Origin of the sequence: Methanothermobacter sp. (genome assembly GCA_030055615.1) — an archaeon.
Lineage (GTDB): Archaea > Methanobacteriota > Methanobacteria > Methanobacteriales > DSM-23052 > Methanothermobacter_A.
In genome coordinates this window covers 48218-61745 of sequence record JASFYN010000002.1, presented here as the reverse complement: position 1 = coordinate 61745, position 13528 = coordinate 48218, and the positions used below count along the sequence as shown (strand labels likewise).

25 protein-coding genes and 1 tRNA gene are annotated in these 13528 nt (G+C 41.3%); all 26 read left to right on the top strand.

Annotated features, from left to right (window positions below; all coding sequences use genetic code 11):
* The first annotated feature begins 5 nt into the window (after positions 1–5).
* The 26 genes from rplX (at position 6) to QFX38_03340 (ending at position 13523) form a co-directional block, all read left to right on the top strand.
* Entirely contained in the window at positions 6–377 is a 372-nt protein-coding gene (gene rplX / locus QFX38_03465; GenBank protein MDI9623928.1) for a 50S ribosomal protein L24, read from the top strand.
* A 3-nt stretch (positions 378–380) separates the two neighbouring features.
* Positions 381–1103 carry a 30S ribosomal protein S4e gene (locus tag QFX38_03460; protein ID MDI9623927.1) on the top strand — a complete coding sequence of 241 codons (723 nt, stop codon included), beginning with the start codon at positions 381–383 and terminating at the stop codon, positions 1101–1103.
* Between the two features lie 4 nt (positions 1104–1107).
* Positions 1108–1617: a 50S ribosomal protein L5 gene (locus QFX38_03455; GenBank protein MDI9623926.1), complete on the top strand. Its 510-nt coding sequence runs from the start codon at positions 1108–1110 to the stop codon at positions 1615–1617.
* A gap of 6 nt (positions 1618–1623) precedes the next feature.
* Positions 1624–1767: a 30S ribosomal protein S14 gene (locus QFX38_03450; GenBank protein ID MDI9623925.1), complete on the top strand. Its 144-nt coding sequence runs from the start codon at positions 1624–1626 to the stop codon at positions 1765–1767.
* Positions 1768–1783: 16 nt separating this feature from the next.
* Positions 1784–2176, top strand: coding sequence for a 30S ribosomal protein S8 (locus tag QFX38_03445; protein MDI9623924.1), 393 nt, complete (start codon positions 1784–1786; stop codon positions 2174–2176).
* A 15-nt stretch (positions 2177–2191) separates the two neighbouring features.
* Complete coding sequence (locus QFX38_03440; protein ID MDI9623923.1) at positions 2192–2725, top strand: 50S ribosomal protein L6; 534 nt, start codon at positions 2192–2194, stop codon at positions 2723–2725.
* Between the two features lie 5 nt (positions 2726–2730).
* On the top strand, positions 2731–3057 hold the full coding sequence (locus tag QFX38_03435; GenBank protein ID MDI9623922.1) for a 50S ribosomal protein L32e: 327 nt from the start codon (positions 2731–2733) through the stop codon (positions 3055–3057).
* A gap of 41 nt (positions 3058–3098) precedes the next feature.
* Positions 3099–3545, top strand: a complete 447-nt coding sequence (locus QFX38_03430; GenBank protein MDI9623921.1) for a 50S ribosomal protein L19e — start codon at positions 3099–3101, stop codon at positions 3543–3545.
* Between the two features lie 13 nt (positions 3546–3558).
* Positions 3559–4140: a 50S ribosomal protein L18 gene (locus tag QFX38_03425; GenBank protein MDI9623920.1), complete on the top strand. Its 582-nt coding sequence runs from the start codon at positions 3559–3561 to the stop codon at positions 4138–4140.
* On the top strand, positions 4137–4781 hold the full coding sequence (gene rpsE, locus QFX38_03420; GenBank protein ID MDI9623919.1) for a 30S ribosomal protein S5: 645 nt from the start codon (positions 4137–4139) through the stop codon (positions 4779–4781). The genes QFX38_03425 and rpsE overlap by 4 nt, the downstream gene beginning before the upstream one ends.
* Positions 4782–4794: 13 nt before the next feature.
* Complete coding sequence (locus QFX38_03415; GenBank protein ID MDI9623918.1) at positions 4795–5250, top strand: 50S ribosomal protein L30; 456 nt, start codon at positions 4795–4797, stop codon at positions 5248–5250.
* 16 nt (positions 5251–5266) lie between these two features.
* Entirely contained in the window at positions 5267–5704 is a 438-nt protein-coding gene (locus tag QFX38_03410) for an uL15 family ribosomal protein (protein MDI9623917.1), read from the top strand.
* Positions 5705–5724: 20 nt separating this feature from the next.
* The gene (gene secY, locus QFX38_03405) at positions 5725–7086 is read left to right on the top strand and encodes a preprotein translocase subunit SecY (protein ID MDI9623916.1); all 1362 of its coding nucleotides are present in this window, start codon (positions 5725–5727) and stop codon (positions 7084–7086) included.
* Between the two features lie 24 nt (positions 7087–7110).
* Positions 7111–7665: an adenylate kinase gene (locus QFX38_03400; protein MDI9623915.1), complete on the top strand. Its 555-nt coding sequence runs from the start codon at positions 7111–7113 to the stop codon at positions 7663–7665.
* Positions 7666–7675: 10 nt separating this feature from the next.
* Positions 7676–8239: an EMC3/TMCO1 family protein gene (locus QFX38_03395; protein MDI9623914.1), complete on the top strand. Its 564-nt coding sequence runs from the start codon at positions 7676–7678 to the stop codon at positions 8237–8239.
* A gap of 14 nt (positions 8240–8253) precedes the next feature.
* Positions 8254–8520 (top strand): 50S ribosomal protein L34e, encoded by a 267-nt coding sequence (locus QFX38_03390; protein MDI9623913.1) that lies wholly within the window; start codon positions 8254–8256, stop codon positions 8518–8520.
* Positions 8517–9047: an AAA family ATPase gene (locus QFX38_03385; GenBank protein MDI9623912.1), complete on the top strand. Its 531-nt coding sequence runs from the start codon at positions 8517–8519 to the stop codon at positions 9045–9047. Before QFX38_03390 ends, QFX38_03385 begins: the two co-directional genes overlap by 4 nt.
* Entirely contained in the window at positions 9035–9265 is a 231-nt protein-coding gene (locus QFX38_03380) for a 50S ribosomal protein L14e (GenBank protein ID MDI9623911.1), read from the top strand. Before QFX38_03385 ends, QFX38_03380 begins: the two co-directional genes overlap by 13 nt.
* A gap of 16 nt (positions 9266–9281) precedes the next feature.
* The gene (locus tag QFX38_03375; protein MDI9623910.1) at positions 9282–10250 is read left to right on the top strand and encodes an RNA-guided pseudouridylation complex pseudouridine synthase subunit Cbf5; all 969 of its coding nucleotides are present in this window, start codon (positions 9282–9284) and stop codon (positions 10248–10250) included.
* Between the two features lie 62 nt (positions 10251–10312).
* Positions 10313–10397 (top strand) — tRNA-Ser (locus QFX38_03370).
* A 117-nt stretch (positions 10398–10514) separates the two neighbouring features.
* Positions 10515–10967 (top strand): 30S ribosomal protein S13, encoded by a 453-nt coding sequence (locus QFX38_03365; protein ID MDI9623909.1) that lies wholly within the window; start codon positions 10515–10517, stop codon positions 10965–10967.
* A 21-nt stretch (positions 10968–10988) separates the two neighbouring features.
* Positions 10989–11507: a 30S ribosomal protein S4 gene (locus QFX38_03360; protein MDI9623908.1), complete on the top strand. Its 519-nt coding sequence runs from the start codon at positions 10989–10991 to the stop codon at positions 11505–11507.
* Between the two features lie 12 nt (positions 11508–11519).
* Entirely contained in the window at positions 11520–11921 is a 402-nt protein-coding gene (locus QFX38_03355) for a 30S ribosomal protein S11 (protein MDI9623907.1), read from the top strand.
* Between the two features lies 1 nt (position 11922).
* Positions 11923–12708, top strand: coding sequence for a DNA-directed RNA polymerase subunit D (locus tag QFX38_03350; protein MDI9623906.1), 786 nt, complete (start codon positions 11923–11925; stop codon positions 12706–12708).
* Positions 12709–12721: 13 nt separating this feature from the next.
* Complete coding sequence (locus QFX38_03345; GenBank protein MDI9623905.1) at positions 12722–13087, top strand: 50S ribosomal protein L18e; 366 nt, start codon at positions 12722–12724, stop codon at positions 13085–13087.
* 13 nt (positions 13088–13100) lie between these two features.
* Positions 13101–13523 (top strand): 50S ribosomal protein L13, encoded by a 423-nt coding sequence (locus QFX38_03340; protein MDI9623904.1) that lies wholly within the window; start codon positions 13101–13103, stop codon positions 13521–13523.
* Positions 13524–13528: the final 5 nt, after the last annotated feature.

Genomic DNA, 13528 nt, shown 5'->3' with positions numbered 1-13528 from the left:
TAAAAATGGCTAGGAAAAGGCCAAGATCAAAACAACCAAGGAAACAGAGGAAATTCCTCCATAATGCACCTTTACACATTCGTCACAAGATAATGAGCGCAAACTTGAGTAAAGAACTCCGAAAAGAATACAACAGAAGATCATTACCAGTAAGAAAAGGAGACAAAGTAGAGATAATGCGCGGAGACTTCAAAGGACACCAAGGAAGAATAGAGAAAGTAGACCTCAAAAATTATAAGGTCTATGTGGAGGGCGCCACCATACAAAAAGTAGACGGAACCACCACATACTTCCCAATACACCCCTCCAACCTGCAGATAATAGAATTAAACCTAGAAGATGAAAAAAGAATCAAAGTATTAGAACGGAAGGGATAAAAAATGGCTAAAATGGGATCAAGAAAACATCTTAAACGTTTCAAATCACCTAGACATTGGCCAATACCACCAAAAGAAAGTAAATGGACTGTTAAACCATCACCAGGACCTCATAGCATGGAGAACTCACTACCATTACTTATAATAGTAAGAGATATCCTAGGAGTGGCTGATACTTCCAGAGAAGCCAAAAAGATAATAAACAGTGGAGAAATCTTCATAGATGGGCGTCCAAGGAAAGATTACAAATTCCCAGTCGGTTTCATGGACGTTGTCGAAATACCAAAAACAGGCGAAACCTACAGAGTAGGCCTCAGCAAAAAGGGCGCCCTAACACTCCACCCGATAAAAGAAGAGGACAAAAATTTCAAATTATGCAAGATCATCAAAAAAACAACATTAAAAGGTGGGAAGACACAACTCAACCTCCATGATGGACGCAACCATATAGTTGATGAAAACTTCAAAGTAGGAGATGTTATAAAACTCAAAATCCCACAACAAGAAATAATAGATTCAATAAGCTTCAAAGAGGGTAACATCGGATTAGTTACCGGCGGTAAACACACAGGGGAAATAGGAACCATCAAAAAGATAACAATCACAAGATCATCAATGCCCAACACAGTAATCATAGAAACCCATGATAAAAAAAGTTTCATGACACTCAAAGACTACGTATTCGTCATCGGAGAAAAAGAACCACTCATACAACTAGGAGGATAAAGATATGAACCCCATGGAACAAGTGAGAATAGCAAAGGTAACCCTGAACATAGGCGTTGGAGAAGGAGGGGAAAGACTAGCAAGAGCAGAGAAACTACTAGAAACCATGACAGGACAAAAGCCAGTTAAAACAATATCAAAGGTGACAAACCCAGAATTCGGCATAAGAAAAAAGCAGCCAATAGGCTGCAAAGTAACACTGAGGGGAAAAAAAGCCGAAGAAATAATCAGGAAATTCTTAGATGGCATCGGCAACAAACTCAAAGCAAGCCAATTCGATGACCAAGGAAACGTTTCAATGGGGATAGAAGAACACATAGACATGCCAGGGATGAAATACGATCCAGACATTGGAATATTCGGGATGGACCTTTCAATAACATTCGAAAAACCCGGATACAGGATAAGCAGGCGCAGAATACAAAAAAGGAAAGTTCCAAGAAAACATAGAGTAACACGAGAAGAAGCCATCAAATTCATGAAAGAAAAATTCAACGTCAAAATAATAGGGTGATAATCCATGCCAAGAAAATACGGGAAAGCATCACGGAAATGTTCAAGATGTGGCGATCATTCAGCCATCGTAAGAAGATACGGGTTAATGTTATGCAGACAATGCTTCAGAGAACTCGCACCAAAAATAGGCTTCAAAAAATACAACTAAAAGGAGAGCGAAGAAGATGACACTAATGGATCCACTCGCCAATGCACTGACAAACATCAGAAACAACGAACTTAGAGGAAACACCAAATGTATAATATCACCAGCCTCCAAACTCATCGGACAAGTACTAAGGACAATGCAAAAAGAAGGATACATAGGCGAATTCGAATACGTTGACGACGGCAGAGCCGGTAAATTCATAGTAGAATTAGAAGGGAACATAAACCACTGCGGAGTCATAAAACCAAGACATGCCGTCAAAAAAGACGAATTCGAAAAATTCGAAAAAAGATACTTACCAGCCAGAGACTTTGGAATACTCATAGTCACAACACCGCAGGGCATAATGACCCACAAAGAAGCCAAAGAAAAAGGGATAGGCGGCAGACTACTAGCCTACATCTACTAAAAAAGGGTGATAATAATGGCCGTAGCAGCAATACTCCGGGAAGAAATCCCAATCCCAGACAATGTAGAGGTCACCATAGACCACAAAATAACAGTAAAAGGGCCTAAAGGGGAAGTATCCCGCGAATTCGACCAACACAACATAAAAATAGATAAAGAAGATGACAAAATCATCCTAGAAGTTAAATTCCCACGTAAAAGGGACAAGGCAATGCTCGGGACCATCAAAGCCCACATAAACAATATGATAACAGGAGTAACTAGAGGATTCACTTATAAGATGAAAATAGTCTACGCACACTTCCCCATGACAGTCAAAGTCCAAGGAGACAAGGTCATAATCGAAAACTTCCTAGGTGAAAGACACCCCCGCAAAGCAAAAATCCTAGGGGACACCAAAGTGCAAGTAAAAGGCGACGAAGTCCACATAACCGGAATAGACAAAGAACACGTTGGACAGACAATGGCAAACATAGAACAGGCCACAAAAATCAAAAGAAGAGACCCAAGAGTATTCCAGGATGGCATATACCTCGTAAGTAAAGGGTGATCCCTATGAAAAAAAGATTCAAAAGACAAGAGTATGCAAGATACAAAAAATTGGGCGAAAAATGGAGAAAACCCAAGGGCAAAACCAGTAAAATGAGAAGATACGAAAAAGGAAAACCTGCAATGCCATCCATAGGATACAGGAAACCCAAGAAAGAAAGAGGATTACACCCTTCAGGTTACAAGGACGTACTAATCAGAAACTTGGAGGAAATAGAATCTCTAGACCCTGAAGGGGAGGCTGCTAGGATAGCATCCACAGTAGGCGCCAGGAAAAAAAAGCTAATCATAGAAAGGGCCAAAGAGTTAGGCATTAAAATTCTGAACCCCTAAAAGCCCCCCAATAAAAAAAACTTAAGGGAGGGAAACCCAACATGAATCTCACCACTCAAAAGAGACTAGCTGCAGAAATACTCAAAGTAGGAACAAACAGGGTATGGATAGACCCTGAAAGAGTTGACGAGGTTTCAACAGCAATAACTAGAGAAAGCATAAAACAACTAATAAAAGATGGAGCCATAAAAGCCCAACCCAAAAAGGGTATAAGCAGTTACAGATCCAAGAAGATAAAAGAGCAGAAAAGGAAGGGCAGAAGGAAAGGAAAAGGCAGTATAAAAGGGGCTAAAGGTGCTAGAAGACCACGTAAGAGGGAGTGGATAAGCACTATAAGGGCTCTGAGGAAAGACCTTAAAAAAATGAGGGATAAAAGGCAAATAAACAAGACTACATATCGTAAACTTTACAAAATGGCTAAAGGCGGGGCTTTCAGGAGCAAATCCTACATGAAAACCTATGCCAGAGACCATGACATGCTAAGATAAGGAGGGAAGAGACTTGGCACACGGGCCCAGATACAGATTACCCTTCAGAAGACGCAGAGAAGGGAAAACAGATTACAGGGCAAGGTACAAATTAGTAGATGCCGGTAAATTAAGATTCATTGTAAGAGTAACCAACTATCATGTTATAACCCAAATAGCTAAAGTTGGTAAAATAGGAGATGAAACACTCATTTCAGCCCACTCAAAACAATTACAAAAACTCGGATGGCTAGCTAACACTAATAATATAAGTGCAGCCTACCTAACAGGATACCTATGCGGCAAAAAAGCCCTAAAAGAGGGGATCAAAGAGGCCATCTTAGACATAGGCCTAAGACCACCAGTTAAGGGCTCGCGGGTCTTCGCAGCCCTTAAAGGTGCTGTGGATGCAGGGTTAAAAGTGCCACACAGTGAAACCATCCTACCAGACGAATCAAGGATAAGAGGAGAACACATAGCAGAATATGCAAAATCACTAGACGAAACAGAAGCGAAAAAAAAGTTCTCCAAATACTTCGAAAGGGGACTTTCCCCAACAAGATTACCAGAGCACTTTGAAGAAATCAAAAAGAAAATAGATGAGGTAATATCATGAACTTTGACATAGAAGAATGGGAGCCAAAAACAAGCCTAGGACAAAGGGTGAAAGAAGGAGAAATCACAAGCATAGACGAAATATTCGAAGAAGGGCTCCCCATAATGGAATTAGAAATAATAGACGCATTACTCCCAGACCTCGAAGAAGAAGTCATAGACGTTAACCTAGTCCAAAGAATGCACAAATCAGGAAGAAAAGTAAACTTCAGAGTCATAGTAGCAGTTGGAAACAAGGACGGCTACGTAGGACTAGGACAAGGAAAAGCAAGAGAAGTCGGACCAGCCATAAGAAAAGCAGTAGATGATGCTAAATTCAACATAATCAAGGTTAGAAGAGGATGTGGAGACTGGGGATGCGCATGTGGCCGAGAACACACCATACCATTCAGAGTCACAGGTAAAAGCGGAAGCGTCAGAGTCACCCTCCTACCAGCGCCAGGAGGAGTAGGACTCGCCATAGGAGACGTTGGAAAAACAATACTCAGACTCGCAGGGATAGAAGACATATGGTCCAGGACAAAAGGACAGACACAAACAACAATAAACTTTGCAAAGGCAACCTTCAACGCCCTAAAACAACTAAGCAAGATAAAAGCAGCAGAAAAAGACCTTAAAAAACTTGGAGTCACCACAGCATAAAGGGTGATCTAGCATGTTCGCAGTCATAAGAGTGAGGGGCTCCGTGGGCGTGAAAAAAGACATCAAGGACACCCTCGCAATGCTAAGATTACACCGGATCAACCATGCAGTAATAGTCGAGGAAACACCAGACTACAAAGGCATGCTACAAAAAGCAAAAGACTACATAACATGGGGAGAAATAAACAAAGAAACACTAGCATCAATGATACAAAAAAGGGGCAGATTACCAGGTAACAAAAAAATCACAAAAGAACACATAAAAGATAAAGGCTATTCAACATTCAAAGAACTCGCAGAAGCCATACTCAAAGGAAAAACCAAACTCGAAGACCTTGACATAAAACCAGTATTCAGACTCCAACCACCCAGAAAAGGCTATGAAAGCGTGAAAAAATCATTCAAAGAAGGTGGAAGCCTAGGCTACAGAGGAGATAAAATAAACGAACTAATACAACGAATGATATAACCGAGGTATGATAACAATGATCAGAAAAAGAAAAAAGATCACAAAGATGAGAGGCTCCAGGACAGTCGGAGGAGGATCATCAAAGAAAAGACGAGGAGCAGGCCACCGTGGCGGCAGAGGACAAGCAGGCGGACACAAACACCACTGGACATGGATAGTCAAATACGACCCAGAACACTTCGGTAAAAGAGGGTTTAAACGTCCAAGGAAACTCGTCAAAGACCCCAAGACAATAAACCTTGGCGAAATCCAAGAAAAACTACCAAAATTCATAAAGGAAGGAATAGCCAAAAAAGAAAAAAATATAACCATCCTAGACGTTACCAACATAGGTTACGAGAAAGTCCTGGGCCAAGGCAAAATAACAGAACCATTACACATTAAAGCCCATGAATTTTCGGCTAAAGCAGAAGAGAAGATAAAAGAGGCCGGAGGAAAAGTCGAAAAAATATAAATCCTGGGAGCTGAACCAATTTGAGGGAAAAACTAGACCCCATATTCTCAATAATACCCGAAGTAAAACAGCCTGAATACAGGCAAACATTCAAGGAAAAACTCAAATGGACTGGGATAGTCCTAATATTATACTTTTTCCTTGGGCAGATACCCCTCTATGGTCTAAGCCCCACTGCAGTGGACCAATTCGCCCAATTAAGGGCAGTTATCGCAGGAAACTTCGGTTCAATTTTAACTTTGGGTATAGGGCCCATAGTCTCAGCATCAATCATACTACAATTGCTAGTAGGTGGAAAATTACTAAAATTAGATCTATCACGCCATGAGGACAAAGCATTTTTCCAAGGGACCCAGAAATTGTTAGCTATAATCTTCACAGTCTTTGAAGCAGCCATACTAGTATTAACAGGGGCTCTCGCACCATTATCTTCGGCATTTACAGGCATACTAATATTGCAGATGACCATAGGCGGTATACTCATAATATTCCTAGATGAGGTTGTCTCTAAATGGGGTTTCGGTAGTGGAGTTGGACTATTCATAGCAGCAGGAGTATCCCAGGAGATAATGGTAGGAGCATTCAACCCCCTTCCTTCACCAGCACAACCGGGAGTGCCAGCTGGCAGAATACCCGGATTCCTATACTTGCTGGCAACTGGCCAGTCCCCTGATCTACAATATTATATTATACCGATACTAGCCTTAATCTTCGTATTCTTAATTGTAGTCTATGCAGAGAGTATGAGGGTTGAAATACCCTTGACTATGGGTGGAGGTAAAAGATGGGGGCGCGGTCCAATAGGCAAATACCCCCTCAGGTTCGTATATGCGAGTAACATGCCGGTTATACTCACAAGCGCCCTACTATTAAACGTACAATTAATGGCTAACGTATTCCAAAAAATGGGACACCCAATACTCGGAGAAGTTTCAAGGGGACAGGCTATAAGCGGCCTAGCATACCTTCTAACACCCCCAAGATCCATTGACATCCTCTACTTAGATCCTTTGAAGGTTGCATTCTATGCTATAGTATTCATAGGATTCTCCATTTTATTCGCATGGTTGTGGATCGAGATAAGCGGCCTCGGACCCCGAGAAGTCGCCAAACAATTATACCAGATGGGCTTACAAGTTCCTGGTTTTAGAAGTACTAAGAAGCAATTTGAGAGGATACTAAAAAGGTATATACCCCCACTCACAATACTAGGAGGGGCTTTCGTAGGATTTCTAGCATTTATAGCTGACCTGACAGGGGCTCTAGGTGGGGGTACAGGTGTGCTTTTAACAGTGGGTATAGTCTACAGGTTATATGAGGAGATAGCCCAGGAACAGCTTATGGATATGCATCCAATGCTCAGACGCTTCCTCGGAGAATAAAAAAGAAAATAGGATTTGATAGACATGAAGGTTGTTGTAGTTGCAGGAATACCAGGTTCCGGGAGTACAACAGTACTCAAACATGCACTAGAAGACCTAGATTATATAAATGTGAATTATGGAGATGTGATGCTCGAAATAGCTAAATCTGAGGGTCTGGTAGAGGACAGGGATCAGCTGAGGAAACTTTCACCAGAAAAACAGAAGAAGATACAAAAAGCGGCTGCGAAAAATATAAGAGAAAGATCCAAGCAAACTAATATAATCGTTGACACTCACTGCACAATAAAAACACCAACTGGTTTTCTACCAGGACTACCACAATGGGTCCTAGAAGAACTCCAACCAGATATGTTTGTACTTATCGAAGCAGACCCAGAAGAGATTTTCATGAGAAGAATCTCAGACACAACAAGGACAAGGGACATGGAAATGCTCAAAGAAATAGACCTACACCAGCAGATGAACAGAGCAGCGGCAATAGCATACGCCACACTAACAGGTGCAACAGTAAAAATAATCGAAAACCATAACAGCCGCCTAGAAAATGCGGTTCAAGAAATGAAAAAGATACTATAAGAGGAATAAAATGGTACTAGACATCATATACAATGGACTAGACATCATATTCGGCCCATTCCTAGCATTAGACCCTAATCCACAAAATCCTATACTCACAATATTTATTATAGCCACCATAATAGCCTTTATAATAACATTAGCAAACAAGCTACTAGTAGACCAGGAAAGGTTACAAGAACTTAGACGTGAGATGCAAGAATTCCAACAAGAGGTTATGGAGGCCAGAAAATCCACTGACATTAAAGCCCTTGAGGAATTGCAAGAAAAGCAGATGGAATTCATGGACAAGCAAAGGGAAATGATGACAATGTCATTCAAGCCCATGATAGTAACCTTCCTACCAATAATCCTAGTATTCTATTGGATGGCCCAACACCCTTATATTTCAAAGGCCACAATCATACTCCCACAAGTAGCATATTACGTGCTCCTCGTGCCGATATGGCACATGTTCTATAAGATGCCGGCTGGTTCACCAGCATATGCCATAGGGTGGCTAGGCTGGTACATACTATGCTCATTTGCAATGTCCCAGATATTCAGGAAGTTCATGGGACTTAAAGGAATGTAACGGGAGGAACACTCATGCCAGAATTAAGATACAGATCCAGATCATATAAGAAAACATTCAAGAGGACTCCAGGTGGCAGGACGGTCATACACTACAAGAGGAAGAAACCATCAAAGCATGTATGTGCAGGATGTGGTAAACCACTCCATGGAGTCCCCCGTGGAAGACCATACCAGATAAGAAAATTATCAAAGTCAAAGAGAAGACCTAACAGACCATATGGTGGTTATTACTGTTCAGAGTGTATGAGAAAAGTTTTTAAGGAAGAGGCAAGGTCATGATAATAACCATCAGCGGTCTCCCAGGCGCTGGTACAACAACAATTACAAGAATGCTCTCAAAGAAACTAGGGATACCATTCATATCAGCAGGTGACGTTTTCAGGCAAATGGCAGCTGAAAGGGGGATGGACATCTTAGAATTCAGCAGATTAGCAGAAGAAGACCATGAAATCGACAAAGAGATAGATAAAAGACAAGCAGAAATAGCCAAGAACAAGGAGAACCTAATAGTGGAAGGGAGACTTTCAGCCTATTTTGTCGAAGCTGATCTCAAAATACTTATAATAGCACCATTCGATATCAGAGCAGAGAGGATAAGTAAAAGGGAATCAAAACCTCTCAAAAAGGTCGAAGATGAAATAAAGAGAAGAGAAGAAAGCGAAGCCAAAAGATACAAAGAAATTCACGGGATAGACATAGAAAACTTGCAAGTCTATGACATAATACTAAACAGCGCCCATTTCAAACCCGAAGAAATCACAAACATAATAATAAAAATTACCGAGGTGATCAAATGCCAGCAATAGAAGTGGGAAGAATATGCATCAAAACCGCCGGCAGAGAAGCAGGAGAAGAATGCGTAATACTAGATATAATTGATAAAAATTTCGTAGAAGTCGTGGGAATCAATGTCAAAAATAGAAGGTGCAACATAAAACATTTAGAACCCACGGAAAAAAAGATAGAAATAAAATCAGACGACATAGAAGAGATTAAAAAACAACTCGAAAAAACAATAAAATGATTACCTGGGGCGCCCCATGGCAAAATTCCTAATCAAAAACAAAGCCGAAACAGACCCAGCATATGGTTGCCCACCCGATAAAAGGCCAATCCATGAATACATACAAAAGGGGGTTATCAACCTTGATAAACCCCCAGGTCCCACTTCACATCAGGTAGACTCATGGATCCGCAGACTACTCAACGTGAAAAAAGTTGGACATGGAGGGACACTAGACCCCAAGGTCACTGGAATACTACCCATAGGCATTGAAAAGGCTACCAGGGTGCTCCAATTACTCCTAGAAGCAGATAAGGAATATGTATGCATCATGAGACTGCACAGGCCCGTTAAAATGGCAGAACTTGAAAGGGTTTTCAGAGAATTTCAAGGTAAAATATTTCAGACACCCCCAATGAAAGCAGCTGTGAAACGCCAACTAAGAGTTAGAAGAATATACTATACCAAGATCCTAGAAGTAGATGGGAAAGATGTGCTATTCAGGATCGGATGCGAAGCTGGGACATATATAAGGAAATATTGCCACGACATTGGGGAAGCCCTTGGGACAGGAGCACACATGCTTGAATTAAGACGTACAAAAGTTGGACCATTCACAGAAGATGAGACCCTCGTAACACTCCATGATCTAACCGACGCATACCACTTCTGGATAGAGGATGGTGAAGAAAAATTCCTAAGAAAATGCATACAACCAATGGAATTTGCAGTCAGACACCTTCCAAAGATAGTTATCAGGGACAGTGCAGTTGATGCAATATGCCACGGTGCAAACCTTGCAGTAAGTGGCATCATAGGATTAGATGATAACATAGAAAGGGGTGACACAGTAGTACTGATGACACTTAAAGATGAGCTCGTAGCTGCCGGTGAAAGCATGTACTCATCCCTCCAGATCCTAGATGCTGAAAAGGGTATCGTAGTAGACACCCAGAAAGTTTTTATGGAACGAGGAACATACCCTAAAGTATGGGGTAAAACTTAAATAGAATCTAAAGCTTATGATAATAGTATAGAATCCTCGCCTATTAATCTCATTATAAAGATGCCGGGATAGCCTAGCCAGGTAAGGCGCAAGATTGGAGATCTTGTGGAGCTTTGCTCCTCCTGGGTTCAAATCCCAGTCCCGGCGTCGAGTAGATCATAATCCCAAGTTTTACCCATTATCACTTCAGGGATAAGGGATGATACCCCCCCACAATGGGGGAAGGTTTGTGGATTCATTCTCACACCTTCGGAGGTTAAACAGATGGAAGAAGAATTCAAACACATAGTACGTGTAGCCAGAAAAGACTTAGATGGTAATAAGACAATAGAACATGCACTTACAGATATTAAAGGTGTTGGTAAGGCCTTCGCCAAGGCCATAGTAAGCGTCCTTGGATTTGATGGCCAGAAAAGGATCGGATACTTGTCAGAGGATGAAATAACAAGATTAGAAGAAGCCCTTAAAAATCCTGAAAAATACAATATCCCTGATTGGATGATGAATCGCCGCCAAGATTACGAAACAGGCGAAGACAAACACCTAATCGAGGCAGATCTTGAAATGAGCATCAGAGAAGACTTGAACCGTCTGAAGAAGATAAGAAGTTATAGGGGGATAAGACACGAATTAGGCCTCCCAGTAAGGGGCCAGAGGACAAAATCAACCTTCAGAAAAGGACAATCTGTAGGTGTTAGGAGAAGGAAGAGAAAATAAGATAAAAGGGGGAGATCTGATATGGGACACCCACGAAAACCCCGTAAAAAGTATGACACTCCACCTCACCCATGGAATGCTGAAAGGATAAAAGAAGAAAATAGACTACTCACAAAATACGGGTTAAAGAACAAAAAGGAGATATGGAAGGCCGAAACAATGATTAGAAGATATAGGAGAGATGCAAGGCATCTACTCGGCCTTCCAGAAGAACAGACAAAAAAGGAGAGGGAACAACTCCTAGGACACCTTAAAAGGATGGGTATACTAGCAGATGATGCTAAACTAGAAGATGTTCTTAATCTAACAATCGAAGATGTGTTAAAACGCAGACTACAAACCATGGTATATGAAAAGGGACTTGCAAGAACAATAAAACAAGCAAGACAGATGATAGTACATGGACACATAGCCTTGGATGGTGGTAAAGTCAACGCCCCAGGCTACCTAGTAAAAAAGGGTGAAGAGGATAAGATAGGATTCTATCCATTATCACCAATGATAGGAAAGGTAGAATCCAAGGCTGAAGACACAGAATAGGGGGGTAGTACAATGGCCAAGGCTAAAGGAAAAGAAAAATGGGGTATCGCCCACATCTACTCATCATTCAACAACACAATAATCACAATAACCGATATCACAGGAGCAGAGACCGTGACACAATGGTCTGGTGGAAGAGTTGTGAGGGCTGACAGACAAGAAGCCTCACCATTCGCTGCAATGGAAGCAGCTACCAGGGCAGCCGAGGACGCCAAAGAGAAAGGCATCACAGGATTACACATAAAAGTCAGGGCACCTGGAGGAAACGGGCCAAGAACACCCGGACCAGGTGCACAGGCGGCCATAAGGGCCTTAGCCCGTGCAGGTTTAAAAATAGGTAAAATAGAGGATGTCACACCAATACCACATGATGGCACAGGGAGACCTGGAGGCAGAAGAGGGAGAAGGGTCTAAAATGGATATAAACATGAAGGAAAAATCCGAAAATGAGATAACCCTCATTATAAAAGATGCTGACACATCATTTGTCAATGCTATAAGAAGAACCAGCATGACAGAAGTCCCCAAAATAGCAATAGAATACGTTAACATAATAAAAAATGACTCATCAATGTTCGATGAGATCGTAGCGCACAGACTCGGTCTAATCCCACTAAAATCGGATAAAGAGGCAATAAATGGTATAATAATGCCAAGTGAATGCGACTGCGAAGACTACTGTCCAAAATGTAGCGTATCCCTAACATTAAAAAAGAAAGGCCCAGGGATAGTCTACTCAAAGGATCTAGTATCAGAAGATGAGAAAATAGTACCAGTATATGATACCATACCAATCTTAAAACTTAGAGAGGATGAAGAGATAGAATTAGAGGCTATAGCACAGCTAGGCCTTGGAATGGAACATGCCAAATGGAAGCCCACCACAGCATGCGCATACAAATACTATCCAAAGATAACCATAGGAGAAGAATGCGAACAATGCTACGAATGCGTAAAAGCATGCCCAAAGGGGATCCTAGAAGAAAGCCCCAAAAAACCCCAAATAGGGAATATCGAAGATTGCACAATGTGTAAAACTTGTATGAGAGCATGTGACAGAGGAGCCATAAAAGTAGGATACGAAGAAGGGTCATTCATCTTCAAAATAGAAACAGACGGTTCAATACCACCAGAAGAAGTCCTAGAAAGAGCATGTGACATCCTAATGGAAAAAGCAGAAAACATAACAAAAGCATTTTAAGGAGGACCATAAAGTGGCGAAAAAGATTACAAAGACAAACCCCAATCTCATAAAACTTATACGCACCCTTAAAAAGAAATCATCACAAGAAAATGTGGCAATATGGAAAGACATCGCCAAAAGATTGGAAAAACCCACAAGACAAATGGCAGAAGTCAACATATCAAGGATAAACAGGCACACAACCGAGAACGATACAATAATAGTCCCAGGTAAAGTACTGGGAACAGGCAGACTAGACCACAAGGTTAAAATAGCAGCATGGAAATTCTCAAAAACAGCGAAAGATAAAATAAGAGAGGCGAAAGGCCAACACCTCACAATAGAAGAACTATTAGAAGAAAACCCAAAAGGCTCCAATATAAAAATAATAGGATAAAGGGGTTATCATCATGATCATCAACGCTAAAGGACATATCCTAGGAAGACTTGCAAGTATTGTGAGCAAAAAATTACTCCAAGGCGAAAAAGTAATAGTCCTCAACACAGACAAGATAATTATCACAGGATCAAAAGAATGGGCCCACAAAAAATACAAACAAAGAATAGACAGAGCAAGCATATCAAACCCCAGAAGGATGGGCCCCAAGTATCCCAGGAGGCCTGATGACATATTCAGGCGAACAGTAAGGGGGATGCTACCATACAAGAAGGCAAAGGGCAGAGAAGCTTTCAAACGCCTAAGAGCTTATGTAGGTATTCCAAGAGAATACAAGGATGCGGAGTTAATCCAGATACCAGAAGCTAAAAGATCACCCATCCGCAAAGGAGTGAAATTAGGTGAAATATCAAGGCTATTAGGCGCCAAATTCTAAAAGAG